Origin of the sequence: Streptomyces sp. NPDC086835, from assembly GCF_044745705.1 — a bacterium.
Taxonomy (GTDB): domain Bacteria; phylum Actinomycetota; class Actinomycetes; order Streptomycetales; family Streptomycetaceae; genus Streptomyces.
The window spans coordinates 158,874-183,273 of the sequence record NZ_JBIVAU010000012.1 but is presented as its reverse complement, the minus strand read 5'-3'; the positions used below and the strand labels follow the sequence as shown (position 1 = coordinate 183,273).

The following is a 24,400-nucleotide window of genomic DNA, read 5'->3' as shown; positions in this document are numbered from 1 at the left end:
GTGACCCGTCACCAGCCCCTCACGCCGCCGGTTCGACCTCGAGGAACCTCCGCTTCTTGGGGCCCCGGTACAGCAGCCCCTCCCAGCCCAGTCCCGCCAAAACCTCGGCGCACGCCTTGAGCCGGTCCTCCTCCTCATGGACGGCACCGCTGCCCGGCGGGCCGAGCCACTCGACGTACACCGTCTGCGGGCGCTCGCCGGGCCGGACGCGGTAGCCCGTGGCCGTGCGCCGCTCGTCGTGGACGGCGGAGGGCGGGAAGCCGGAGGCCTCCAGCGCGAGCGCCACCGCGCGGACCGTTCGGATCAGCTCCCACGGCGCGGGCACGGCCTCGCCGCCCGTGGTGTTCGTCACCCGCCGGATCTGGAGCAGCCCCTCGAACGCCGTCCGCACCTCAGCCGCCCTGCCGTGCCCTGACACCGGCGGGCCGTCGCCGGTGGCCGCCTCGAACATCTCGCGCACCCGGACCTCGCCTCCCCTCCCGCTCCGGACCGTACGCCGCTCGCGTACCGGCCGTTTCACCCCTGGCCTATCGTGTCCGGGACCGAAGGCGAAGGAGAAGCCCACGATGCCCGGCTACGGCAGCGGCGGCGGTGGCGGGAACGGCAACCCGAGTGCCGTCACCCGTAACACCCTGCGGCAACAGATCGCCGACGCGCTGCGTGACGAGGTGCTCGCGGGGCGGATGCAGCCGGGGCAGGAGTTCACCGTCAGGGAGATCGCCGACCAGTACGGCGTCTCGGCGACCCCCGTGCGTGAGGCCCTCGTCGATCTGTCCGCCCAAGGCCTCCTCGACTCGGACCAGCACCGCGGTTTCAAGGTGCACCAGTTCAGCTTCGACGACTTCCGGACCATGGTCGAGACCCGGTCGCTGATCGTGGACGCGATCTTCGGCCATGTCACGCGGAGCAGGCCCTCGCCGCCGGCGCCGCAGGCCCTGCTGTCCGTAAGGCGCCGGGCGGAGGAGGCCGCGCGGGCGGCCCGCTCCGGCGACCTGGACATCCTCATCGGTTACGACCTGCGCTTCTGGCGTGAGCTCGGCGCACTCGTCGCCAACCGCTACCTCTGCGACTTCCTGCACCGGCTGCGGGTGCAGGCGTGGGTGTTCTCCGTACCGTTCCTGCGCGTGGAAGCGGAGCTGCCCGACCGGCTCTGGGGCGGCCACCAGGACATCGTCGACGCGGTGACCCGCGGCGACGCGGCCGGCGTCCGCGCCGAGATCCGGGCCTACGACGACCACGCGCTGGCCTGGGCGGAGCGCATGGAGCAACGAAAGAGGCAGACGCGGCGCGAGGGATGAGCGCCCCGCTGTGCGAAGCCGTGCGGAAACTGCCGGGCCGGCCGGGGGAGAGGGCGGCCGGGGTGTGGGTATGGGTCGTGGGAGAGGAGTGACAAGGGGGTACCGGAACGTACCGAACCGTCTCGAACGGCACCCTTCGCGCGCCGCGCCGGCGGCACTACGCTGTCCCGACAATCGTCCTTCTTCACGTTTTCTCCACCTCGGAGCCGCCGTCCCCGCCTCCTCCCGTCCACGACCCTCGACCGCACCACCCGTGCCCGAACTGCTGAGAGCGAGCCCTCCCTTGGCCTGTGACCTGTGGCTGGTCCCCCTTGTCGACGTGCTGTGCCACAGCCCCGACAACCCCTTCGCCGAAGAGATCGCCGCCTACGACAAGGCGCTGACCGGCGCGGGCCTGCCGACGGTGCCCGTCTTCGCCTACATGCCGGGCCTGTCCGGCGATGTCGCGCCGGTCGCCGGCTTCGACTACGACGCGCTGCACTTCCTGCGGCGCGCCTATCTGCTGCAGCTGTGCGGGCTCGCAGTGACCCCGGTCGACGAACTGGGCGGCGACTACGAGCAGTTGCTGGAGATGTTCGAGACGACGGCACAGCAGTCGCACCTGGTGTGGCACTACGACCACGCCGGCGCCTACGTCCCCGTCGACTTCGCCAACCCGCTCTTCAACGACGAACTCCTCGAGGGCGGCGGCCCGTTGGGTTCCACACAGGGCCTGTTGCGCGAGCTGGAGTACGTGGCCCCGTCCATCGGTATCGACCCGGCGAACCCGCCGGCCGCGCCGGAGCCGCCGGAGCGCCCCACGGCACTGGAGGAGCCTGCGGGCCCGATCCCGTACGACGAGAGCCCGTTCGCCCGCGAACGGCATGTGTGGCTGGGGCTCCACGCGGCGGCGACGCGGAGTCTCGGACAAGGCTCGATGATCATCTTCAGCTGAGCGACCGTCCGCGGCCCCGGACGGCCAGGACGCCGGACAGGTGCCCGACGACTGTCGGGCACCTCGTACCGGCAGGGCCGCACGCCGTGGCCCCTCACCCGCGCCCAGGAGAACGCCGGTGAGTTCGTGCGTCAGCGCGGCGGCTCCGGAGGACGCTGTCGCGGCATGTTCGGGCGGGAGACAGGGGGAAGCGGGAAGCGGCCCTGGATGACGCCGGGGGCCGGATGGGCGTCCGTCGCCGCGCGCGGCGGCGCGGAGTGCAGCCGCAGCGGGGCGGGACCGGGCCGGAAGTCCGTCATCCAGTCCGCGGTCTCCGAGCGGACCAGGTCGGAGACGTCCTCGGAGAAGCGGCGGAGCACGCCGAGGCAGCGCTCCGCGGCCTCGCTCGCCGTGCCCTCGGCCGGGCCCAGCACCTCACGCACGCTCTCCGACGCCCAGTCGTACTGGAGCGCCTGGAGCCGGCGCTGCACCGCCTGCGCGGTGGCCACGTTCCGCATCCAGCCGGCGGTCAGGCCGAAGTACCGGTCACAGGCCAGGCATGCCGCCGCGAGGAGCAGCGAGAGGTAGCCCCAGGGCGCCGCCCGGCCCAGCGCGCCGGCGAGGTCGAGCAGGGGCAGGGCGGCTCCGGCGACGGCGCCGAGGGCCGTGCCCAGGCGCAGCAGACGCGCGGCCCGGCGCTTGCGGACCCGGTCGGACAGATACCAGTCCACGGTGCGCAGCGCGTCCGCCTCGACCCAGCGGTAGAGCTCGTCGAGGCGGGCCGCGGGCTCGCCCCAGTCCCCGAGGGGGAACGGCCGTGCCGTCAGGTCACCCAGCGGCACCTCGCCGCCCTCCCCGCGGGCCGGCCCCCCGGGCTGCATCTCCGGCTGGCTCACCGGTGCACTCCTCTGCGCTCTGCTGACGACCAGGACTGACGACCAGGACTGACTATCAGGTCCGAAAAGGTGCTGAAAAGGTGCTGACGCTACACCGCGTGACGTTGGTGGCGCGCATGCGTCCCGATGCGGCGCAGCCCCTTCATACCGCCGAATGGAGGGCTATGGGCTCCCGATCCCCGGATTGCCGCCCACACGGGGGTCCTGGTCAGGTAGAGGAGCCCCCGAAATGCCTCCGCCGCTCACTCGAAAGAGTTGCCGGAAGCGGGTAGGGCACCCTGCTGGGCGAGCACGTAGGCTCAGGTGTACCGAAACGTACGGAGCGTCCGGACGTACGGGATTCCCAGTCGTCGATGCAGCCAGGAGTGACCGTGATCCCCGGTGGTGGCCAGCCCAACATGCAGCAGCTGCTCCAGCAGGCCCAGAAGATGCAGCAGGACCTGGCGAAGGCCCAGGAAGAGCTCGCGCGGACCGAGGTCGAGGGCCAGGCCGGCGGCGGACTCGTGAAGGCGACCGTCACGGGCTCCGGTGAACTCCGCGGCCTGGTCATCGACCCCAAGGCCGTGGACCCGGAGGACACCGAGACCCTGGCCGACCTCGTCGTCGCCGCCGTCCAGGCCGCCAACGAGAACGCGCAGCAGCTTCAGCAGGACAAGCTCGGACCGCTCGCCCAGGGCCTGGGCGGCATGCCGGGCATGCCTTTCTGAGACGTCCGGAGATACGTCTCCCCTACCTCTCGGTCACCAACTACCGTAAGCAGCAAGCACTCCAAGGAGAGGCGTTCCGTTGTACGAAGGCGTGGTTCAGGACCTCATCGACGAACTGGGCAGGCTGCCCGGCGTCGGTCCCAAGAGCGCGCAGCGGATCGCCTTCCACATCCTCCAGACGGAGCCGGCCGACGTGCGCCGGCTCGCGCACGCCCTCCTCGAGGTCAAGGACAAGGTCCGCTTCTGCGCGGTCTGCGGGAACGTGGCCCAGCAGGAACAGTGCAACATCTGCCGCGACCCGCGTCGCGACCCCTCGGTGATCTGTGTCGTCGAGGAGCCGAAGGACGTCGTCGCGATCGAGCGCACGCGTGAGTTCCGAGGGCGCTACCACGTCCTGGGCGGGGCCATCAGCCCCATCGAGGGCGTCGGCCCCGACGACCTGCGGATCCGTGAGCTGCTGGCCCGCCTCGCGGACGGCACGGTCACCGAGCTGATCCTGGCCACGGACCCCAATCTGGAGGGCGAGGCCACGGCGACGTACCTCGCCAGAATGATCAAGCCGATGGGTTTGAAGGTCACGAGGCTGGCCAGTGGACTCCCTGTCGGGGGAGACTTGGAATACGCCGACGAGGTCACGCTCGGGCGTGCCTTCGAGGGGAGACGACTGCTCGATGTCTGACGCCATGCTGCACGCCGTGGACCAGAACCCGGACGACTTCGCGGTTCAGATCGCCGACTCGATCGAGTCCTTCATCGTCGCCACGACAGAGGTGGCGAAGGGCGACGAACCGGACAGCGCGGTGCCGTTCCTGCTGCTCGAGGTCTCCCAGTTGCTGCTGACCGGCGGCCGTCTCGGCGCCCATGAGGACATCGTCCCGGACGAGCGGTACGAGCCGGACACCGGCCCGGACGCCGACGTCGACGACCTGCGCATGCGCTTCGCGGCGATGCTCGACCCGGTGGACGTCTTCTCGGAGGTCTTCGACCCCTACGAGCCGCGCAAGGCGCCGGTCCCGTCGCGGATCTCCGACAGCCTCGCCGCCATCGTCATGGACCTGCGCCACGGGCTGGTCCACTACCGGGCGGGCCGCACCTCGGAGGCCCTGTGGTGGTGGCAGTTCTCGTACTTCTCCAACTGGGGGCCGACCGCCTCGGCGACGCTGCGCGCCCTCCAGTCCCTGGTCGCACACGTCCGGCTCGACCAGCCGCTCGCCGAGCTCGACGGCCTCGACACCGACGAGGACCTGACGGAGGAGGCGCTGGCCGAGGAGGCGGGCCGCGTCATGGTCGAGGAGATCCTCGGCCCGCCGGAGCTGCGCCGGGCCCACTGACCGGCCTCGGCCCGGCCCACTGTCCGGTCTCGGCAGCCGCATCCTCCCCCGGCGCGTGTGAGCCGGCCCACACCTTCGCGTAGCTCCCCGCCCCTTGGGCAGTAGCCAGTCCGAACGGCCGCGGGCGCCCCTCCGGGACTTCCGGATGATCACCTGGTGAGCGGGACATCTCACCATGTGACATCACAGGGGCGATCCGCGGCCGCTCGATAGACTGAGCCGACCGCAGTAGTGACTGCACAAGACCGAACGAGGAGCGCACGTGGGCCTTGTCGTGCAGAAGTACGGAGGCTCCTCCGTAGCCGATGCCGAAGGCATCAAGCGGGTCGCCAAGCGAATCGTCGATGCCAAGAAGAACGGCCACCAGGTGGTCGTCGTGGTGTCGGCGATGGGTGACACGACGGACGAGCTGATCGATCTCGCCGAGCAGGTATCCCCGATCCCTGCCGGGCGTGAGTTCGACATGCTGCTGACCGCGGGAGAGCGGATCTCCATGGCCCTGCTGGCCATGGCGATCAAGAACCTGGGCCACGAGGCCCAGTCGTTCACCGGCAGCCAGGCCGGCGTCATCACCGACTCGGTCCACAACAAAGCGCGCATCATCGATGTGACGCCGGGCCGGATCCGCACGGCGCTCGACGAGGGCAACATCGCCATCGTCGCCGGCTTCCAGGGTGTGTCCCAGGACAAGAAGGACATCACCACGCTCGGCAGGGGCGGGTCGGACACGACCGCCGTCGCCCTCGCCGCCGCGCTGGACGCCGAGGTCTGCGAGATCTACACCGACGTCGACGGTGTCTTCACCGCCGACCCGCGGGTCGTGAAGAAGGCCCGGAAGATCGACTGGATCTCCTCCGAGGACATGCTGGAGCTCGCCGCCTCCGGCTCCAAGGTGCTCCTGCACCGGTGCGTGGAGTACGCACGCCGATACAACATCCCGATCCATGTCCGCTCGTCCTTCTCGGGACTGCGGGGCACCTGGGTCAGCAACGAACCGCAAGGGGATCAGAAGGTGGAGCACGCCATCATCTCCGGAGTCGCCCACGACGTCTCCGAGGCGAAGATCACGGTCGTCGGGGTGCCGGACAAGCCGGGCGAGGCCGCGGCCATCTTCCGCACGATCGCGGACGCCGAGATCAACATCGACATGGTCGTCCAGAACGTCTCCGCGGCCACCACCGCGCTGACGGACATCTCCTTCACCCTTCCCAAGACGGACGGCCGCAAGGCCATGGACGCCCTGGAGAAGGCGAAGAGCTCGATCGGCTTCGACTCGCTGCGCTACGACGACCAGATCGGCAAGATCTCCCTGGTCGGCGCCGGTATGAAGACCAACCCGGGCGTCACCGCCTCGTTCTTCGAGGCACTGTCGGACGCGGGCGTGAACATCGAGCTGATCTCGACCTCCGAGATCCGCATCTCGGTGGTCACCCGCGCCGACGACGTCAACGAGGCCGTCCGCGCCGTGCACAGCGCCTTCGGGCTCGACTCCGACTCCGACGAGGCGGTCGTCTACGGCGGCACCGGGCGATGAACCGCAAGCCGGCGCTCGCGGTCGTCGGTGCGACCGGAGCAGTCGGCGCGGTGATGCTCGAGATCCTGTCCCAGCACGCGGACGTCTGGGGCGAGATCCGACTCGCCGCCTCCCCGCGCTCGGCCGGCCGCAAGCTGGCCGTGCGCGGGGAGCGGTGCGAGGTCCTGGCGCTCGAAGAGAGCGTCTTCGACGGCATCGACGTCGCGCTCTTCCTGGTGCCCGGCGACGTGTCGGAGCGCTGGGCGCCTGTCGCCGTCGCCAAGGGCGCGGTCGTCGTGGACGCGTCGCCGGCCTTCCGGGCCGACCCTGACGTCCCGCTGGTCGTTCCCGAGGTCAACCCGCATGCCGTGCGGGTGCGCCCGCGCGGCATCGTCGCCGGTCCGCACGACACCACGCTCGCCATGATCCCGGCCGTCGGCGCGCTGCACGCCGAGTTCGGGCTGCGGGAACTGGTCGTCTCGTCCTACCAGGCCGTCAGCGGGGCCGGACGGGACGCCGTGGCCTCCCTGCGCAAGCAGCTGTCCATGGTCGCCGGCACGGAACTGGGCACCGGACCCGGAGACGTGCGGCGGGCGGTGGGCGACGACCTCGGGCCGTTCCCGGCGCCGCTCGCCCTCAACGTGGTCCCCTGGACGGGGACGCTCGCCGACGACGGCTGGTCCTCCGAAGAGCTGGGGCTGCGGGCGGAGACCCGCAAGATCCTCGATCTGCCGGGGCTGAAGGTCGCGGCCACCTGCGTACGCGTGCCGGTGATCACCACCCACTCGCTGTCGGTGCACGCCCGCTTCGAGAACGAGATCACGGTGGAGCGGGCGCACGAGGTCCTCGCGACCTCTCCCGGTGTCGTCCTCTACGACAATCCGGAGGCGGGCGACTTCCCCACGCCCGCGGACGTGGTGGGGACGGACCCGACATGGGTGGGGCGGGTGCGGCGGTCGCCGGACGACCCCTGCGGCCTCGAGATGTTCGTGTGCGGTGACAATCTCCGCAAAGGCGCGGCCCTCAACTCGGCGCAGATCGCGGAGGCCGTGGCCGCCGAGTACGGCTCAGGGGCGGGCGGCCGCAGGAGCGCCGGGACGATCTCGTAACCTCGTGGTCCCAGCAGTAAAAACGACATGATTCCGTGGGGTTCCTTTGTAGGATCTGTGGACGCCCTGTGAGGAAGTCGAAATCTGTACCACTTGAACTGGGGCATCGGCATGTTTGATAGTTCGCTTCTCCCTTACTGCAACCGGTAGTTGGGCGAGAAGCGTCTTTGCGGGCACCTCGGCGCGGTGCTGCAACAAATGGGGCATTGGGGAAGAGCGGTGCGCATGCGGGCATACGGTCCACCGTCAAAAGCGGTGGCGTACGCGTACAACCCTGGCGGGGGGAAGCGTGTCCAACTGGCGTGGCAGAGGTTCTCGACATCGCAAGGGTCCCGGTACGCGGCGCAGCAGTGCGCCCGCTCCGCCGACCCCGCCCGGCCGGCGGCATGCCGGTGATCGCTCCCATGCCCGCTTCACGGACGTCCCGCGTCCCGTCCCAGCGGCAGGGTGCTGACGACACCATGGCCACGGGCACCACCGTCGACCACCTCACCGAGACCTACCGCGCCCACTACCGGTCGCTCCTGGGTCTCGCCGCGCTGCTCCTAGACGACACGGCCTCCTGCGAGGACGTGGTCCAGGAGGCCTTCATCCGGGTCCACTCGGCGCGCAAGCGCGTGCGTGACCCCGAGAAGACGCTCGCCTACCTGCGGCAGACCGTGGTCAACCTCTCGCGCTCCGCGCTCCGCAGGCGCATCCTCGGCCTCAAGCTGCTCTCGAAGCCCATGCCCGACATGGCGAGCGCCGAGGAAGGCGCGTACGACCAGCTGGAGCGGGACGCGCTCATCAAGGCGATGCGCGGGCTTCAGCGGCGGCAGCGCGAGGTACTGGTGCTGCGATACTTCGCCGACATGACCGAGGCGCAGGTGGCCGAGACCCTCGGGGTCTCACTCGGTTCGGTGAAGGCGTACGGCTCACGGGGGATCGCGGCGCTGCGCGTCGCCATGGAGGCCACCAAATGAGCGGGCACGAACGCGAGCACGAGCACGAACGTGAGCACGAACAGAGCTCTGGGCATTACGGGCCGGACGGGCCGTCTGACGACCGGACTGGGAACGAGATTGTGAACAACGGGCCGACCGATGACCTCGGCGCGGAGATCGGGACCGACGAGGACGCGCTGCGGCGGCTGCTGCACGGCGTCGTCGAGGACATCCAGCCTTCCGCCGGCGCACTGGACCACCTGCGCCGGGCTGTACCGGCGCGGCGGGCCCGCAAGAGGCAGGCACTCGTCGGAGCGGCCGCGGCGGCACTGCTGATCTGCACAGCCGTCCCCGCCTTCGTCCACGTGGCGAAGTCGAGCGGCAGCGACAGCGCGAACCCGGTCAACGCCGGGCACGGCGAACAGGCACAGGGCGGCACGGGCAACGCCCCGGGCGTCACCGGCGGGGACAACGGCACCAAGGGGCCCACGCAGGGCACCGGACCGGCCGTGCCGCCCGGTCGGAGCGCCGGAGCGAACCCGCCGGTCGCGCAGCCCACCGGCGGTGGTGACGGCGGCTCCGGCGCGGTCCAGCCGCCCGCCGTGGGCGAGGTGCAGACCTGCGAGGCCGGACAGTTGAGCGTCTCCACGGAGACGGGCGGACCGGACGGCGAGGGCAAGGTGTACGGCACCTTCCGCGTCACCAACGTCTCGGCCACCGACTGCATCATCGGTCGCTCCACGATCGGCTTCCAGGCGTCCGGCGCGGCCGACCAGACGCGCATCAGCGTGGTGCGTCACGTCGCGGGCGACGCGGCGGGCGGTCTGCCCGACCCGTCCCCGACGGACACGGACGTGGCGGTCGCGATGGCGTCCGAGTCGTTCGCGATGAAGTTCGCCTGGGTCCCGTCCGACACCTGCCCGACCGTGGAACCCTCGCCCGACCCCTCACCCACCGAAGGTGACGTCTCAGGGGGCGGCGGCGGTCAGGGCGGTGGCACCGGCGACAGCGACGGGAGCGCGGTCGAGCCGCAACTCGTGACGGAGGACGGCGTCAAGGAGGGCAGCGTGACGGTCACCTTCACGGCGCTCGGCGGCGGCGTGTACGGACAGTCGGTCGTCCCGAACGCGTGTGCCGGAACGATCTACCACACAGGTGTGCTGACGGGCCAGTGACGCCCGTGCCGCCGGGCCCGCTCGGGCTGCGCGGAGAAGTCGCCGGGCCGGGCACGTGCTCAGGGCTGACCGGGCCGCCGGGCCGGGCAGGTGGCGCCACCACCGGGGTCCGCCGGGCCGCCGGCCGGGCGGCGGGCAGGTCGTCAGCGCCGGTGGGCCGGGCATCCGCCGGAGGTCGCGGGCCCGGGCAGTCGGGCAGGTCGGTGCGCAGGTTCGGCGGGTAGGACCGCCGGGCAGGTCAGCGCCGGTGGCCCGGTGGCCCGGTGGTCCAAGGGTCGGCAGGTCGGCAGCTCGGCGCCGGTGGCCCGATGGTCCGGCACCTGCCAGGATCGCGCGGCCCGGGCCTCCCGGCCGGGACCATGCGGCCGATGCGGCCGACCGGATCGTCAGACGGCGGTCTCCGGATCCAGACCGAGCGCCCGGTCCCGCGCCGCCTCCGCCTCCCGGCGGACCAGGCGGAACCACATGAAGAGCACGAAGCCCGCGAAGACGAACCACTCGCCCGTGTAGCCCAGGTTCTGGAAGGCCTTGAGGTCCAGGCCGCTGTTCTCCGGCGCTGACGCCGGCACGGCCGTCAGGCCGCTGTCCGCCGTCGACAGAGTGACCCACGCGTCGTACACCTTGTCCGGCACCAGGTTCACCAGTGACGCCGCGCTGATCATGCCCAGTTGCCCGGCCGGCAGACCGCCCGCCGCGTGCACCCCGTCGCTGCCCGACGACTCGGAGGCCTGGAGCGCTCCCGTGACCGTGACCTCGCCCGCCGGAGCGGCCGGGGCCCGGCCGCCCTCGGGCATCCAGCCGCGAACCACGGGCAGCATCCGGCCGCTGTCCGTCTCCAGCAGCGTCAGCACGTACGAGCCGCGCCTGCCGTCGAGTTCACGCCCGGGGACGAGGAACTGCTCGCCGTACCGGCCCGACGCCGTGGCCAGCCGGCCCGACGTCTCTTTGTCGACGGGCAGCAGCTCGTCGAGCGGCGCTGCCTGCTGCTGGTCCGCTCCAGGCTTCCGCTCCGCCTCACGGTGGGAGTCGACGCGGTCCTCGAACCTGCCCAGCTGCCACGAGCCCATGAAGATGCAGAACGGGATCGCCAGCAGGACGAAGACGTTGATCCCCCACCAGCGGGGCGTCAGCAGGAATCGGTACACCCCTCCACGGTACGGAACACCTCGGCCGTTCTTGGTGCCGGGGCCGCCGACCGGGCCGCTCCCGTCAGGTCACCGCCGCGTCGCCGCCCCCTTCAGATGCCTCTCCGCGAAGTCGATCTCGAGCCGCACCTGCTTGATCCGCTCCTCCACCACGAGGGAGCCGTGCCCCGCGTCGTACCGGTACACCTCGTGGACCGCGCCGCGCGCCGCGAGCCTGTCCACGTAGTTGTCGATCTGCCGTATCGGGCAGCGCGGGTCGTTGACGCCGGCCGAGATGTAGACCGGGGCCCGGACCGCGTCCACATACGTCAGCGGTGACGAGGCCTCGTAACGCTCCGGCACCTCTTCCGGGCTGCCGCCGAACAGCGTGCGGTCCAGCGCCTTCAGGTTCTCCATCTCGTCGTGGTACGAGGTGACGAAGTCGGCGACCGGGACCGCCGCCAGGCCGACCGCCCATGCCTCCGGCTGGGTGCCGAGGCCCAGCAGGGTCAGATAGCCGCCCCATGAGCCGCCCGCCAGGACCAGCTTCGACGGGTCGGCGAGGCCCGAGCCGACCGCCCACTCGCGGACCGCCGTGATGTCCTCCAGCTCGATCAGACCGACGCGGTGCTTCAGCGCGTCCGTCCACTCGCGGCCGTAGCCCGTGGAGCCCCGGTAGTTCACACGGACGACCGCGTAGCCGTGGTCGATCCAGGCGGCGGGGCCCGCCGCGAAGGAGTCGCTGTCGTGCCAGGTCGGGCCGCCGTGGATCTCGAAGACGGTGGGCAGCGGTCCCTCCGTACCGGCCGGCTTCTGCACCAGGGCGTGGATACGGCCGCCGGGGCCTTCGACCCAGACGTCCTCGACCGGCACCGAGGCGGGCGCCTTCATGCCAGGGGGGTCGAGGACCACGCCGCCGGCGGTCGAGCGGACACTCGGCGGCTGGGCCGCCGACGACCACAGATACTCCACGGTGCGGTCCGGCCTTGCCGTCGCACCGGAGACCGAACCGGGCGGGGTCTCGATCGGGGTCAGTGCGCGCGTCGCCAGGTCGTAGCGCCACAGCTCGCCGCGTGCCTCGAAGCTGTGCGCGATCAGCAGCGCGGAACCGTCCGGATACCACTCGGCGTTCACATCGCCCGGCAGCTCGATGCCGAGCTCGGTCTCCTCACCGGAGGCGATGTCCCAGATCATCGGCTCCCACCGGCCGCGCCGCTGGTGCCCGACGAGCAGCCTGCTGTCGCCGTCGACCGGCGCGAAGCCGAGGACCTCGAGGCCCAGCTCCACCGTGCCGCCGCGGGTGTCGTCCAGCTCGGCGACCGTGCTGCCGTCGAGGCGGGTCACGCGCAGCGCGGAGTGCATGGCGTCGCCGTGCTCGGTGTGCTCGATCGCGAGCAGCGAGCCGTCGTGCGAGAGATCGCCCACCCCGCCCGACTCACGGTGCCGGTAGATCTCGACGGGCGCCGAGCCCTCCCGTACGACATGGATCGTCGTGCCGTCCTCGTCGGTGGAACGGCCGACGACCGCGGTGGTGCCGTCCCGGCCGATGGCGAGACCCGCCGGGTAGGAGGGCTCCAGGCCGGGCGCGGCGGGCACGTCGTCCCCGCCGTGGAACGGCTGTCGCATCCAGATGCCGAACTCGTCGCCGTCGGTGTCGGAGAACCACCACACGGCCTCGCCGTCAGGGGTGAGTATCCCGTCCGTCGTGCCGTTCGGCCGGTCGGTGACCTGGCGCTGCTCGCCCGTCGACCGGTCCCAGGCGTACAGCTCGTACGTCCCCGTCGCGTTCGAGACGAAGAGGGAACGGTCCGGTGCGTCCTCCGCCCAGTCGGGCAGCGAGACGCGCGGCGCCCGGAACCGCTTCTCCCAGTCGGGCACGGAAGGGCTGACGGGCATGTCGGGCGTGGTGTGTGCGTCGCTCATGCCCTCAATGAAAGCGGATGTCGCCCGCGTCCTCCGCAGCCTGTGGACAACTTCGCCCGCGGCCTGCTGCCGGGCTGCCGGAAAGCCCCGGCATCGGGCGGTCACGCGGCTTCCGCCGCCCTGGCCCGCCGTCCGACGGCCACGGCCCCGCAGTGGGTGGTCACTCGGATGCCGCGGCCCAGCCGTCGGACGGCGACGCCCCCGGCGGCCCCGGCGGGGAAGCCGCGTGGCGTCCCTGCGGCCGCGCCAGGAGGTGGCGCGGGTCGGCGGCCCGCGTGATCGCGGACTCGACCGCCGCCAACCGGTCGGCGAGCAGTCCGAGAGCGGCGACGGCCCCTGTCAGCGGGTCGCCGTCCGGTCCGCCGAGGGCCTGGGCGCGCACGTACCGCGTCCTGATCTCCTCCCAGCGCGCTTCCTGTTCCCCGGTCAGCGTTCCCCGCAGCTCCGCCAGCTTGAGCAGGGCCGCCTCGGCGCCTGTCGTCAGCGTCTGGGCCTCGCCCGTGTAGTGGTCCTCGATCACGGCCGCCAGCTCGGCGTCGTTCATCACCGGGCTGATCCGCTCCACGATCTTGTTCACGTCGCGGTAGGAGCCCTGGAGCCGGAACGGCGGTTCCGAGCGGGTCTCGTCACTGCTCGCCGCGGAGGCGATGTACGCGGAGTTCACGGCGAGGACCGTGCGCCGGGCGGTCAGCAGATGCCGCAGGACCGCCAGGATCTGTTCCAGCTCGGCCGGGGCGTAGGAGTGGCCGAGCATGTCGGCACGCACGGTCGCGTCGTCGGACGCGAGGCGGACCAGCAGCTCCAGTTCGGCCCGGTCGCGGCCGGCCAGGGGAGCGAGCAGCGGGTGGGAGGTGAGCGCGTTCTCGACGAAGCTCAGCGCGAACACGTCCTCCTTGCCCGTCAGCACGTCACCGAGGTTCCACACGTCGGCACGGTTCGCGAGCATGTCCGGGATCCGGAACCGCTGCCCCGACTCGGTGTACGGATTGCCCGCCATGCACACCGCGAAGCGCTTCCCGCGCAGGTCGTAGGTGCGGGTCGCGCCCCGCCACACGCCCTCCATGCGGCGCTGCGCGTCGCACAGGGAGATGAACTTCTGCAACAGCTCGGGCGAGGTGTGCTGGATGTCGTCCAGGTACAACAGGACGTCGCTGCCTGCCTCCAGGGCGAAATTGATCTTCTGGACCTCCTGGCGGGCCGTCGCGTTCGGCGCCTCCTCGGGATCCAGCGAGGTCACCGCATGCCCCAGCGCGGGGCCGTTGACCTTGACCAGGAGAAGGCCGAGCCGGTCGGCGACGTACTCCATGAGCGTCGTCTTGCCGTAGCCGGGCGGGGAGACCAGCAGGAGCAGCCCGTTGCTGTCGGTGCGCCGGGACTCGTCGGCCGTGCCGAGCTGCTTGGCCAGGTTGTCGCCGATCAGCGGCAGGTAGACCTCGTCGATGAGGCGGTTGCGCACGAACGCCGGCATCACGCGCGGCCGGTGCTCGTCCAGCCGCAGCGTGTCCCGCTCGGCGGCCGCCAGGGCGGCCCTGCGCTGCTGGCACGCGCGGAACCCCGGAGCCACCTCCGCACGGAAGTGCCGGGCGCGGGCCAGCAGTTCGTCGATCCGTACGGTCATCGACCGGCGCTCGACACGCGGGTGGCTGCCGAGCAGTCCCTCGACCCGCTCGGTGAGCCGCGCCGCACACTCGTACCGGGCGAGGCCGGAGCACAGTTCGATCGCGACGGCCTCCGCGAGGTCGGTGACGTCGGCCCCGGTCGCCTCGGTGTAGGCGCCCAGCCAGTTCTCCACGACCTGCCGACGGGCCGGGAGGTCGTCGCCGAGGGCCGCGACGTCCTCCTCGTAGGCGGAAGTGCCCACCGTACGGCGGAACTTCTCCAGCAACGTGCGCGCGGAAGCGCTCGTCACAAACCCGTCAGGGCCGCACGTCAGCTCCTCGAAGAGGTACTCCGCGGCGAGCGCGTCCCCCATCTCCTGTGCCATCTCGGCCCGGAAAGCGCCGATCGCCGGCGCCAGACCGAACGTCTCCCGGGCCCGCGCCAGCGACACCGCACGCCGCGTCCACGCTGTGCGCCGGGCCTCGTCGGCGCCGTGCGCCCAGAACAGCTGCGCCGTGGCCCGCGCCCCCGGCGGGTGGCGCAGCAGCCCGGCCCGCTCGTGGAGCCGCAGCAGCGCGCCGAGGATCAGGGCCGCGTCGTGGTCGTGCACACCGCACGGATCCGCAGCACCGCTACATGCTGCAGACGGCGGCGATCGGCGCCCGTCTGCTCGACTGGCCGGCGAAGGAGCTCTAGGGCGGCCGGGGCCCGGTCTGCTGTGTCCCGGCCCTGGTGTCCGGTCCGCTGTGCGCGGACCGGACACCGGAAAAACGGACCACGTCGGATCAGATGTTGACGCCGAAGTCCTGCGCGATGCCGCGCAGGCCGGAGGCGTAACCCTGGCCGACGGCGCGGAACTTCCACTCCGCACCGTTGCGGTACAGCTCGCCGAAGACCATCGCGGTCTCGGTCGAGGCGTCCTCGCTCAGGTCGTAACGCGCGAGCTCGTTGTTGTCGGCCTGGTTGACGACGCGGATGAACGCGTTGCGCACCTGGCCGAAGGACTGGCCACGGCTCTCGCCCTCGTGGATCGAGACCGGGAACACGATCTTGTCGACCTCTGCGGCCACACCGGCCAGGTTGACCTTGATCTGCTCGTCGTCGCCCTCGCCCTCACCGGTGAGGTTGTCACCGGTGTGCTCGACGGAGGCGTCGGGGCTCTTGAGGTTGTTGAAGAACACGAAGTGCTGGTCGGACAGGACCTTTCCGTTCGCGTCCACCAGCAGGGCGCTGGCGTCCAGGTCGAAGTCGGTCCCGGTGGTGCTGCGTACGTCCCAGCCGAGGCCCACGACGACCGCGGTCAGGCCCGGGGCCTCCTTGCTGAGCGAGACATTGCCGCCCTTGGAAAGGCTGACACCCATGGAAATCCCCTGCGCAATCCGGCGCGGGCCGCGCCACTTGACGATTCCTTTGCCCGACCGGACAACGACCGGCCCCCCGCTTCGGTTCCCCTTTTTCCCGATCGGGTCTCACGACCGGGCGGGGCCGCCCTCCTCGTCGACGAAGAAGCTGTCGTGCCGGACCAGGAAATCGGCGAACTCCTGCCCACCGCGTGCCGCCGTCTCGGCGACCTGCTCGAAGTACTCCTCCCTCGGCGCCCCGGGCGAGAAGAGCATCAACATGGAGGCGGGATCGTCCGACTCGTTCTTGAAGGCGTGCAGCCCGCCGACGGGCACGTAGAGGAAGTCGCCAGGACCGCCGGTGACCCACCGGTCCCCGTCGTACAGACGGACCTTGCCGGACAGGACGAAGAACGACTCGGAGATCGACCGGTGGAAGTGGGTGCTGGGCCCGGGAGACCGCGGCCCCATGTCGACCCGGTAGAGGCCGAACTCGCCGCCGGTCGAGGCGTGGGTGGCCAGATAGTGGGTGCGGTTGCCGCCCGGCGAGACCAGCTCCGGCTCGGTGTCCGCCGGCCTGAAGACCGCGTTGATCTTCCCGTTCTCGCCGAGGTAGCGGGGCTCCGGGTAGGACATCGGTGATCCTCCTGTCGGTGGTCCGGTCCCGCCATTCTGGAGTTCACCGTGGGGGAGCACATCCGGCCGTGGACGGAAGGCCGGGACGAGAGCGCCCGGCCCGGCTCGGTCCCCGGACCTACATCCGGCTCCGGGACCGGGCTCCTCGTACGGCGGTGGAATGCCGCCCGCGCCCACAGGTAGCCGGCCAGCCCGGTCCCGTGCTGCGGGCGATCCCTCGTGCGCGATCAAGGAAACCGCCTGGTTCGGGGGTATCGCGCCGAGCGACACCTCCCGGCTGCGGTCACGGCCGACGCGTTCGCTCGAGACCCGGAGCACCCGCCACGCAGTGGGACACGTGGCAACGCCAGAGGGCCCTTACCTACCCGGTAAGGGCCCTCTGACCTGCTACTCAGCTGTCGGGGTGGCGGGATTTGAACCCACGACCTCTTCGTCCCGAAGCAACTTGGGCCGGTGCCTGTACTCGGGATGCTGTGCTTGCCACCTGCGCTGATGGTCCGCTGACGTCCGCGATCGTTCGCTGTTGTGCGTCGGCGTTGTCACGCAGTTAGACACTCATCCCTCGCTGCCGCTCCTCACCCGACACTTGAAATCCTCACCGACAGGACCGGCGCGATGCTGACCACGTGGGGCCGGCGGATTCAAACTCCGATCACGATCGGCACTCGTCGGGTCCATGGCCGGACTGTCCGCCGGGTGAGCAAGGCGGCCCCGGACGGGCAGGCGACGGCCCTGTGTGCGGCAACGCTTAGTCTCCTCGGATGGACGAGTCCCCTTGCTTTTGCCTGCTGTGTGCCCCGACCGAATGGGGTGGACCTGTGTCGGAGGAACGCGATCGTCACATCGCGAAGAACGTCGCGGACTACGGTTGGCATGTCATGGGCGTGGCCGGCGGTGATGCCCCTGGCGACTGGGGCTACTCCATCGGTCTCTGGCACACCATGCGCAGTCCAGAGGTCAGCGTGTTCGGCCTGCCCTCGCAGACGGCGATGAACGTGGCGAACGCCGCTGGGGCAGCGATCCGGGACGGGAACCCACTCGAGTCCGACCAGTGCCGGGGGGACGTCCTCAATGGCCACGACGTGGTGGTCCGGCCCGTGCATCCCAGCTGGTACCACGACTTCTTCGGCGCGGGTATCGACTTCTACCAGACCCCGCCACTGCCGATCACTCAGCTGTTCTGGCCGGACAAGGCTGGTCGGTTCCCCTGGGACGAGGGAGTGAACGAGCACTGCCGTGTGAGCCAACCACTGCTCTGGGTACCCAAAGATGAGACCACCGGCCCTTGGGCGGAGATCAGCTGAGGTCGGTGGAGTCTCAATGACCGAGGCAAGAGTGGCCGGCCATCTCTGGTGCACTTGTTTGGAAGACCACGTATGCGGTGCCCTGCTGAGCTGGGAGAACGCTGACCTGCGGAGGGACGGTTGAATCACCCGTATTCCCCGTGGTTCCCCGCTCGTCTCCGACTGATCGGGCACGACAGGGGCACGGCTGGCTACGGTAGCGACATCTCGTGTCGGAGGTCGCACGGGTCGTCTCTAAGGTGCAGCCGACGAAGCTCTTGCAGCGCTGTGACGGGGAAGGGGTGTTGTACCCACTTTGCTCGGTATCCGTCTTCGCCATGGATCCGCAGCACCATCTGTGCCGCTTCCATAACGGCGTGGCCGAGAGCGCTGCGGGGGTGCGTAGAGCTCCAAGAGAGCGCACCCTCGTCGTCAGGTGCGTCGAAGCTCGTGTACATGTCCGGGAACCGGTAGATCGCGATGTCAACGTTCGGGCCTCGGCCCCGGAGAACCCACCTCACTTCGGCTGGTTCGAGGTCGAAGGAGACCCGCTGGACGGTGGATGGTCCGTAGAGACCCGCCACGCCGTGAAGCAGGTCGGCAAGTGCGTCTGTGCAGTAGCTGACGAAGTCCTTGTGCTCCGAAGAACTGTCGGCGATTCGGCACGTTGCCCAGCCGGAGCCGCTCAGTTCCCAGCTGAACTGGAGATCACCTGTCATCGTTCGCCTCCCCGTGATCGTCTGTGGAGACGGTACAGCGGAGGTCGGCGTAGCGGCTTTGGGCTGGAGCTGCCATGGGGCGAGAGATCATGGCCCCTTACGCTGAGTAGCGAATCGGGCTGGCTCCTCGCCTGCCCGCAATAGCCCGATCTGGGGCCATGATCTTCGAGGCTCGCCCCATGGTGGCTGCGTAAAGCCGCGGAGCCGACCGCCCCAGCCACAGCGGGCTACCGTTCTGCGCATCTGGTGTTGCTCGCTCAGCCGCGCGGCCGGCGTAGCCGGGCCCGGAGCGGGGCGGAGACAGGAGCGTCGGGCCCGGCGGCGAGCCGGGGCCGCGCGCGGCGAGCGGAGCGAGCCGCCTTGATCGAGGTAGAGAAACCTGTAACAGGCCCAGCATTGCGTCAGCTGATGGCCATGCGCTCGGCAAGATCAGTCAACGGCTTGGGGATGCGGTGTCCTGAAAGCTGGACCAGATCACGGACCACCGTGCGTGCTGAGTGATGGCTGTGGATCTGCTCGGGTGCCAGCTTCTCGGCCTCCAGGAGTGCGGCTACGGCCTCGCCGACGTGTCGCCGCTGCGCGTGAGCCCGCGCCACATCAAGCAGGAAACGTGCCTGTCGCTCCGAGGACAGCCCGCTCGCGTCGACGCCTGTGGCAACGTCCAGGGCGAGCCCGGCGTCTCCGAGGTCGACAGCCGTGGCGACAGCGTGAAGCTCGACGTTGGTCGGCCCGAACTCGGTCTCGAAGTCGTTGCGGTCCTCGCCAAGTCGGGCCGCGATCTCTCGGGCACGGCCGATGTGCTGGTGAGTTTCGGCGCGGTGCCCCTCCCTTGCGTTGATCACGGCGAGTACCAGGTTCATGGCGCCAAGGAGAGACAGCTCCTCGGGCGGGCAGTTTGGGGACTCGGTGCGCGGAGTCAGAACGGCGACCGCGGACGATGCGGCGTGCTCGGCCTGCTCGGTTCGCTGCTGTCGGATGAAGGTGTGAGCCATCCGAAAGAGGCTGGCCACGACTTCCAGCGGCTTGCCTGCAAGCTCCGCAGCCTGAAGGGCCCGGTCGGCCGCGACCCATGCGGCGTCGGCCTCGTCCTGGCGCACGAAGGCGGCTGCCGCCACCTGATAGGCGCGCGCCCTGAGCGCATGGAGCTCCTGGCGGTCACTGGCCGGTGCGTGACGAACGGCCGCCTCGATGCTCGGAAGCAGTGAGGACAGTCGCTGGCTGAGAGCCGCGTATTTGGACGCGTGCGCGAGATCCCAGACTTCTTCGATCTGCACCCGTAGCTCGTCTGCGGATGCCGTCGTCCCGTCGCTGGGCTCATCGAAGAGGCTGCCGAGAGCGGGGTGTCCCGTCAGTGCGACCCGCAGGGCGTCAAGGTCGTTGCTCACCGGCTGCTGCGCTTCCGGCGTCTCTTCGGCCGGCGTGCCCGCGTCAGGACGCACGTCACGCACCGACACTCCGAGCGCATCCGCCAGTGCCTGGAGAACAGACAGCCGCTCTACGGGCTGCACGCCCCGCTCTACCTGGGAGACCCAACTCTCCGAGCGCTCCATGGCAACAGCCAAGTCGCTTTGGGACATGCCTGCGGCGCGGCGAAGTTCCTTGATCCGCGCTCCTGTTGCACGGGAGTCCGACTCAGGCACTGGTGACCTCGGTGGGGTGCTTCCCGGTGTACGGGGTCATGCGGTCGACCTCGGTCTTCGCGACGTACTTGTCGCGCTCAGAGAGGAAGCGGCGGGTGTGTTCCTGGCGCTCGTGCTCTTCGAACGCCGCGTAGTCCGCGTACAGCTCGTAGAAGATCCGCTGGTTGGCCTCGCCTTCAACGGTGTGGCAGGCGTAGACGAGCGTGCCGGGCTCCTTGGCCTTGATCCCTTCGGCTGTCTCGCGAACCAGCGCGTCGAAGCCTTCGGCGGCACCGTCCTTGAGCGTGAAGCGGACAAAAAGTCCAAAGTTGCTCATCGTTCCTCCTCCGAGTCAGGCCCTAGCATCGCAGAGTCAAAGATTTCCTGCTAGTCGCAGAGAATCTGTTGACTCGCAGTTTTACTGCGAGTAGCTTCGGGTTACTGCTCCACTACACAAGAGCGCCCCGGGCGGCGTGCTCTCTGCCAAGATCACGACGCCACCCGGGGCTTCCCTCAAGGGGAGGTCTCATCATGCCCGTACCACGTCGTACTCTGCACTCCGCGCCGTTAACCGCTCCGCTGTCCCGCACCGAGGACGCTCAGATCGTCCCCTCGCCGTGCCAGGCGTGCTCCGCCGTCGGCGGCGCTGACTGGGTGAAGCGCGATGGTGTCGGCGTCCTGGTCCACCGCTCGGGCGGGGCCTGCCCGGTGGCCGTGTCCTTCGACTGGGCCACCGGTAAGCCGCTGGCCTCCGTCTCCGGGGCGGTGGCGGCATGACCACTGCGACGATCACCGCGAACGAGCGGCTGCGCGGGGCGATGGTTGCCGCGAACGTGACGATCGAGGGCCTGGCCTCCCGGCTCGGTGTCGACCCGAAGTCGGTGGAACGCTGGATCACCCTCGGCCGCACCCCGCACGCGAGGAACGCGCACGCCGCCGCCAAGCTCCTCCACACGGACGCCTACCTGCTGTGGCCCGCGCTCGGGGAGCGTCACCGGTCGGTGCCGACGCCTCGGGACGAGCTGATCACCTGCTACCCGACCCGCAGCGTCGTCCCGCTCGACCTGTGGCGCTCCACCCTCGCGAACGCTGTCGGTTCGATTGACCTGGCGGTCGCGCACCCGCTGTTCCTGGTCGACGCGGTGTGGGACCTGGCCGCGCTAGTCACCGACAAGGCGGCATCGGGGGTTCGGGTCCGGATCGTCGGCCCCGCCGGCACTTCCCCCGTGACCCTGGCGGACGTCTTCCCCTCGCTCCTGACGGTGCCGGGTGTCCGGCTCGCTGAGCACTCGGGGCTGCACGCGGATGTGGTGCGGGCGGATGACGACCTCCTGGTGACAACCCCTGTGGACGGCCTGGTCCCGGTGCTCTCGCCCGTGATGCATCTGCGCCGCCTCGGCCCGGCCCCGCTCACCTCCGGCTATCTGACCGCGCTCGATCACCTCTTCGCCACCGCCACCCCGGTCCACGCTCCTCGACTGCGGGCGGTGGCCGCATGACCCACTTCCCCGTTCCCTCGGCTGCCGTTGCTGATGTGGCGGCGGCCGTGGGCCAGGACCCGATCACCGTGGCCGACCTGCTGCGCGTCGCGAATACCCCCGGCTTCGACCGCTGGCGCGAACAGATCCGGCGCACGGGCGGCTGCTCGGACCCCATCCACCTCCAGGGCTGGACGATCACCAAGGACAAGGCCACCGCCGAAACGCTCTACTCGTACTCGACCGCCGCCGAACCCGGCGGACGGCTCCGGGTGGCCTGCGGCAACCGGCGTGCCTCGCGCTGCCCGTCCTGCGCCTGGACTTACGCGGGGGACACCTACCACCTGATCCGCGCCGGGATCACCGGAGACGTACGCAAGGACGTGCCCGCCACCGTCCGGGACCACCCCCGCGTCTTCGCCACTCTCACCGCGCCGTCGTTCGGCCCGGTCCACAACCGCCCTGCCTCCGGGCGCTGCCGCTGCGGCCTCGTCCACCAGGACGACGATCCCGCCCTGGGCACGGCGCTGAACCCGGACCGCTACGACTACGCGGGTGCTGTGCTCTGGAACAACCACGCCGGGCAGCTCTGGCAGCGGTTCACCATCTACCTGCGTCGGGAGATCGCCGCCCGCGCCGGGCTCTCCCAGCGGGCTCTGTCGGATGTCTGCCGAGTCTCGTTCGGCAAGGTCGCCGAGTTCCAAAAGCGCGGTGCCGTGCACTTCCACGCCGTGGTGCGGCTCGACGGCCCGGACGGCCCCGACTCCGCGCCCCCGGCCTGGGCCACCGTCCCGCTCGTGGACGACGCGATCCGGGCCGCTGCCGCCCGCGTCCTGGTCGTCGTCCCGCCCGCCTGCCTTTCTCCGGAACGCCAACTGCGCTGGGGAACCCAGGTCGACGTCCAGCCCATCGGCGCGCTCGGACACGAGGACCTGACCGAACAAGCGGTGGCCGCCTACGTCGCGAAGTACGCCACCAAGGCCGCCGAGACGACCGGCACGGTGGACCGCCGGATTGTCGAGCTGGCGGAGCTGGACCGCCTCGGCCTGCCTGCCCACACCCGGCGGCTCATCGAAGCCTGCTGGGCCCTGGATGGCGACTATCCGGAACGGCTGCTGGCGCGCTGGTCGCACATGCTCGGCTTCCGCGGCCACTTCTCCACCAAGTCCCGCCGCTACTCCACCACCCTCGGCGCACTCCGCCAAGTGAGAGCCGACTACCGCGCCCGCCAGGAGCGCCAAGCCCGCGGGCTCCCCGAGGACCTCGACGACTCGGAGGGCTCCACGCTCGTGCTCGCCCACTGGACCTACGCCGGGCACGGCCACACACCCGGCGAATCCTGGCTCGCCCAATCCATCGCCAACGACATCAAGCAAGACCGGCAACTCGCGCGGGAGCTGCGTACCGAACTGGAGGGGGACGGCTGGGATGACTGACGAACTGCTGACTGTCCCGGAGGTGATGGCACGCCTCAAGGTCGGCCGCACTGCGGTCTACGACCTGATTCGCACGCGCCGTCTGCCCTCGCTCACCATCGGCCGCAGCCGCCGAATCCCTGCGGACGCCCTGCGTGCGTTCCTCGCGTCCCGCATGGAAGAGGCTGCCTGATGACCAAGCGACGCAGCCGTGGTGACGGTGGCCTGCACTGGGACGAGAAGAGACAGCGTTGGATCGCCACGGCAAACCTCGGCTTCGATGCGAGCGGTAAGCGCATCGTCCGGCGGGGGAGTGGCAAGACCAAGACGGAGGCGAAGAACAAACTCAAGGAGGTGTTGAGGGACTACGAAGACGGTCTCGCCATCGCCCCCACGAACTACACCGTCGCCGACGCTGTGAACGACTGGCTCGCCTACGGCTTGGCGGGCCGAGACGCGCGCACGGTCGAGAATTGCACCTACATGACCCAGAAGCACGTCATCCCGGGATTAGGTGCCCGAAAGCTGCGGGATCTGAGCGCGGAGGACGTCGACCGCTGGCTAGCGGCCAAGGCCAAGATCCTCAGTACTCGCACGCTTCAGGCTGTCCACTCCTGCTTGAACCGCTCGGTCAAGCGAGCCATGGCCCGGGACAAGGTCAAGCGCAACGTCGTCGAACTGTGCTCCGTGCCCCAAGGGCAGGCGGGGCGACCGTCCAAGGCCCTCACCTTCGCCCAGGCCGAGTCCGTGCTGAAGGCTGCCGAGGGGACGTCGATGCACGCGTACATCGTCGTCGCGTTGCTGACTGGTGCCCGTACCGAGGAACTGCGAGCTCTGACCTGGGATCACGTGTTCCTGAAGGGGCAACCGGATGCCGACCCGCCGCAGCCTCCGCATATCGCGGTGTGGCGATCGGTCCGTCGCGGCGGGGACACCAAGACCCGGAAGTCCCGGCGAACGCTCGCTCTGCCGGCACATTGCGTCGAAGTTCTCTGGCAGCAATTCGAAGACCAGGGCTGGGAGCGGCTCGCTGCTGGTGACAGCTGGGAGGAACACGGGCTGGTCTTCTCGTCGGCAGTGGGCAAGCCTCTCGATGCCACCAACGTCCGGCGCGCTTTCCGCCAGGCGCTCAAGGAGGCCGAAGGGATCAACGCCGACGACTGGACGCCCCGGGAGCTCCGGCACAGCTTCGTGTCCCTGCTCTCCGACCGTGGCGTGTCATTGGAGGAGATCTCTCGCCTCGTGGGTCACTCCGGCACAGCCGTCACCGAAGAGGTCTATCGGAAGCAGATCCGGCCCGTGATCCAGACCGGCGCCGTGGTCATGGACGGCATCTTCAAGCGGGCGGGACAAGCGTAGTCACGCAGATAGACACTCAGACGAAAGAGGTCAGGCCACC

At 70.1% G+C, this 24,400-nt stretch carries 24 protein-coding genes and 1 pseudogene; 15 read left to right on the top strand and 10 right to left on the bottom strand.

All coding sequences use genetic code 11. The annotated features are described in order from the left end of the window. Positions 1 to 19: 19 nt before the first annotated feature. Positions 20 to 451 (bottom strand): hypothetical protein, encoded by a 432-nt coding sequence (locus tag ACIPJI_RS31945; RefSeq protein WP_307710438.1) that lies wholly within the window; start codon positions 449 to 451, stop codon positions 20 to 22. 115 nt (positions 452 to 566) lie between these two features. Between ACIPJI_RS31945 and ACIPJI_RS31940 the strand changes: the two genes are divergently transcribed. Together ACIPJI_RS31940 and ACIPJI_RS31935 are read left to right on the top strand one after the other, a co-directional pair. Further along, positions 567 to 1,298, top strand: coding sequence for a GntR family transcriptional regulator (locus ACIPJI_RS31940; RefSeq protein WP_402250274.1), 732 nt, complete (start codon positions 567 to 569; stop codon positions 1,296 to 1,298). A 283-nt stretch (positions 1,299 to 1,581) separates the two neighbouring features. After that, positions 1,582 to 2,232: a hypothetical protein gene (locus tag ACIPJI_RS31935; RefSeq protein ID WP_159695084.1), complete on the top strand. Its 651-nt coding sequence runs from the start codon at positions 1,582 to 1,584 to the stop codon at positions 2,230 to 2,232. A 131-nt stretch (positions 2,233 to 2,363) separates the two neighbouring features. Here ACIPJI_RS31935 and ACIPJI_RS31930 read toward each other — a convergent pair whose 3' ends face one another. Continuing rightward, positions 2,364 to 3,107 (bottom strand): SLATT domain-containing protein, encoded by a 744-nt coding sequence (locus tag ACIPJI_RS31930; protein WP_402250273.1) that lies wholly within the window; start codon positions 3,105 to 3,107, stop codon positions 2,364 to 2,366. Between the two features lie 371 nt (positions 3,108 to 3,478). Here ACIPJI_RS31930 and ACIPJI_RS31925 point away from each other — a divergent pair, with 371 nt between their 5' ends. The 7 genes from ACIPJI_RS31925 (at position 3,479) to ACIPJI_RS31895 (ending at position 9,865) form a co-directional block, all read left to right on the top strand. Beyond that, entirely contained in the window at positions 3,479 to 3,814 is a 336-nt protein-coding gene (locus ACIPJI_RS31925) for a YbaB/EbfC family nucleoid-associated protein (protein WP_307707535.1), read from the top strand. A gap of 79 nt (positions 3,815 to 3,893) precedes the next feature. After that, positions 3,894 to 4,493 (top strand): recombination mediator RecR, encoded by a 600-nt coding sequence (gene recR / locus ACIPJI_RS31920; protein ID WP_005314484.1) that lies wholly within the window; start codon positions 3,894 to 3,896, stop codon positions 4,491 to 4,493. Further along, on the top strand, positions 4,486 to 5,145 hold the full coding sequence (locus tag ACIPJI_RS31915) for a DUF5063 domain-containing protein (protein WP_356620787.1): 660 nt from the start codon (positions 4,486 to 4,488) through the stop codon (positions 5,143 to 5,145). The genes recR and ACIPJI_RS31915 overlap by 8 nt, the downstream gene beginning before the upstream one ends. 262 nt (positions 5,146 to 5,407) lie before the next feature. Next, a complete protein-coding gene (locus ACIPJI_RS31910) occupies positions 5,408 to 6,679 on the top strand; it encodes an aspartate kinase (protein ID WP_307707538.1) in 1,272 nt (423 codons plus the stop codon). Continuing rightward, positions 6,676 to 7,767, top strand: a complete 1,092-nt coding sequence (locus tag ACIPJI_RS31905) for an aspartate-semialdehyde dehydrogenase (protein WP_402250271.1) — start codon at positions 6,676 to 6,678, stop codon at positions 7,765 to 7,767. The genes ACIPJI_RS31910 and ACIPJI_RS31905 overlap by 4 nt, the downstream gene beginning before the upstream one ends. A gap of 302 nt (positions 7,768 to 8,069) precedes the next feature. Further along, positions 8,070 to 8,729 carry a SigE family RNA polymerase sigma factor gene (locus ACIPJI_RS31900; RefSeq protein ID WP_307707539.1) on the top strand — a complete coding sequence of 220 codons (660 nt, stop codon included), beginning with the start codon at positions 8,070 to 8,072 and terminating at the stop codon, positions 8,727 to 8,729. Continuing rightward, positions 8,726 to 9,865, top strand: a complete 1,140-nt coding sequence (locus ACIPJI_RS31895) for a hypothetical protein (protein WP_402250269.1) — start codon at positions 8,726 to 8,728, stop codon at positions 9,863 to 9,865. Before ACIPJI_RS31900 ends, ACIPJI_RS31895 begins: the two co-directional genes overlap by 4 nt. A gap of 386 nt (positions 9,866 to 10,251) precedes the next feature. On the opposite strand, the gene ACIPJI_RS31890 is transcribed toward ACIPJI_RS31895, so the two are convergent. The 5 genes and pseudogenes from ACIPJI_RS31890 to ACIPJI_RS31870 form a co-directional block, all read right to left on the bottom strand. Further along, complete coding sequence (locus tag ACIPJI_RS31890; RefSeq protein WP_402250267.1) at positions 10,252 to 11,010, bottom strand: SURF1 family protein; 759 nt, start codon at positions 11,008 to 11,010, stop codon at positions 10,252 to 10,254. A gap of 69 nt (positions 11,011 to 11,079) precedes the next feature. Next, positions 11,080 to 12,912 carry a prolyl oligopeptidase family serine peptidase gene (locus ACIPJI_RS31885; protein ID WP_402250265.1) on the bottom strand — a complete coding sequence of 611 codons (1,833 nt, stop codon included), beginning with the start codon at positions 12,910 to 12,912 and terminating at the stop codon, positions 11,080 to 11,082. A gap of 160 nt (positions 12,913 to 13,072) precedes the next feature. Further along, positions 13,073 to 15,124: pseudogene (locus tag ACIPJI_RS31880) on the bottom strand (ATP-binding protein); the annotation flags it as partial. 172 nt (positions 15,125 to 15,296) lie between these two features. Continuing rightward, positions 15,297 to 15,872, bottom strand: coding sequence for a TerD family protein (locus tag ACIPJI_RS31875; protein WP_307707547.1), 576 nt, complete (start codon positions 15,870 to 15,872; stop codon positions 15,297 to 15,299). Positions 15,873 to 15,980: 108 nt separating this feature from the next. After that, positions 15,981 to 16,487, bottom strand: coding sequence for a cupin domain-containing protein (locus tag ACIPJI_RS31870; RefSeq protein WP_307707548.1), 507 nt, complete (start codon positions 16,485 to 16,487; stop codon positions 15,981 to 15,983). A gap of 818 nt (positions 16,488 to 17,305) precedes the next feature. Between ACIPJI_RS31870 and ACIPJI_RS31865 the strand changes: the two genes are divergently transcribed. Then, positions 17,306 to 17,791, top strand: coding sequence for a DUF4262 domain-containing protein (locus ACIPJI_RS31865; protein WP_402250264.1), 486 nt, complete (start codon positions 17,306 to 17,308; stop codon positions 17,789 to 17,791). A 191-nt stretch (positions 17,792 to 17,982) separates the two neighbouring features. Here the strand turns inward: ACIPJI_RS31865 and ACIPJI_RS31860 are convergent, their stop codons facing one another. The 3 genes from ACIPJI_RS31860 to ACIPJI_RS31850 all read right to left on the bottom strand — a co-directional run bounded on the left by ACIPJI_RS31860 (position 17,983) and on the right by ACIPJI_RS31850 (position 20,445). After that, the gene (locus ACIPJI_RS31860; RefSeq protein ID WP_402250262.1) at positions 17,983 to 18,489 is read right to left on the bottom strand and encodes a hypothetical protein; all 507 of its coding nucleotides are present in this window, start codon (positions 18,487 to 18,489) and stop codon (positions 17,983 to 17,985) included. A gap of 401 nt (positions 18,490 to 18,890) precedes the next feature. Then, positions 18,891 to 20,129, bottom strand: a complete 1,239-nt coding sequence (locus ACIPJI_RS31855; protein WP_402250260.1) for a helix-turn-helix domain-containing protein — start codon at positions 20,127 to 20,129, stop codon at positions 18,891 to 18,893. Further along, positions 20,122 to 20,445, bottom strand: a complete 324-nt coding sequence (locus tag ACIPJI_RS31850) for a putative quinol monooxygenase (protein ID WP_402250258.1) — start codon at positions 20,443 to 20,445, stop codon at positions 20,122 to 20,124. Before ACIPJI_RS31850 ends, ACIPJI_RS31855 begins: the two co-directional genes overlap by 8 nt. 317 nt (positions 20,446 to 20,762) lie before the next feature. Between ACIPJI_RS31850 and ACIPJI_RS31845 the strand changes: the two genes are divergently transcribed. The 5 genes from ACIPJI_RS31845 to xerC are packed head-to-tail and all read left to right on the top strand — an operon-like array spanning position 20,763 to position 24,360. After that, positions 20,763 to 20,885: a hypothetical protein gene (locus tag ACIPJI_RS31845; RefSeq protein WP_402250257.1), complete on the top strand. Its 123-nt coding sequence runs from the start codon at positions 20,763 to 20,765 to the stop codon at positions 20,883 to 20,885. Further along, positions 20,882 to 21,607, top strand: coding sequence for a helix-turn-helix domain-containing protein (locus tag ACIPJI_RS31840; RefSeq protein ID WP_402250255.1), 726 nt, complete (start codon positions 20,882 to 20,884; stop codon positions 21,605 to 21,607). The genes ACIPJI_RS31845 and ACIPJI_RS31840 overlap by 4 nt, the downstream gene beginning before the upstream one ends. Next, positions 21,604 to 23,022, top strand: a complete 1,419-nt coding sequence (gene repSA, locus ACIPJI_RS31835) for a replication initiator protein RepSA (protein WP_402250253.1) — start codon at positions 21,604 to 21,606, stop codon at positions 23,020 to 23,022. Before ACIPJI_RS31840 ends, repSA begins: the two co-directional genes overlap by 4 nt. Further along, the gene (locus tag ACIPJI_RS31830; RefSeq protein WP_402250251.1) at positions 23,015 to 23,194 is read left to right on the top strand and encodes a helix-turn-helix domain-containing protein; all 180 of its coding nucleotides are present in this window, start codon (positions 23,015 to 23,017) and stop codon (positions 23,192 to 23,194) included. Before repSA ends, ACIPJI_RS31830 begins: the two co-directional genes overlap by 8 nt. Continuing rightward, positions 23,194 to 24,360, top strand: a complete 1,167-nt coding sequence (gene xerC / locus ACIPJI_RS31825; protein WP_402250248.1) for a tyrosine recombinase XerC — start codon at positions 23,194 to 23,196, stop codon at positions 24,358 to 24,360. The genes ACIPJI_RS31830 and xerC overlap by 1 nt, the downstream gene beginning before the upstream one ends. Positions 24,361 to 24,400: the final 40 nt, after the last annotated feature.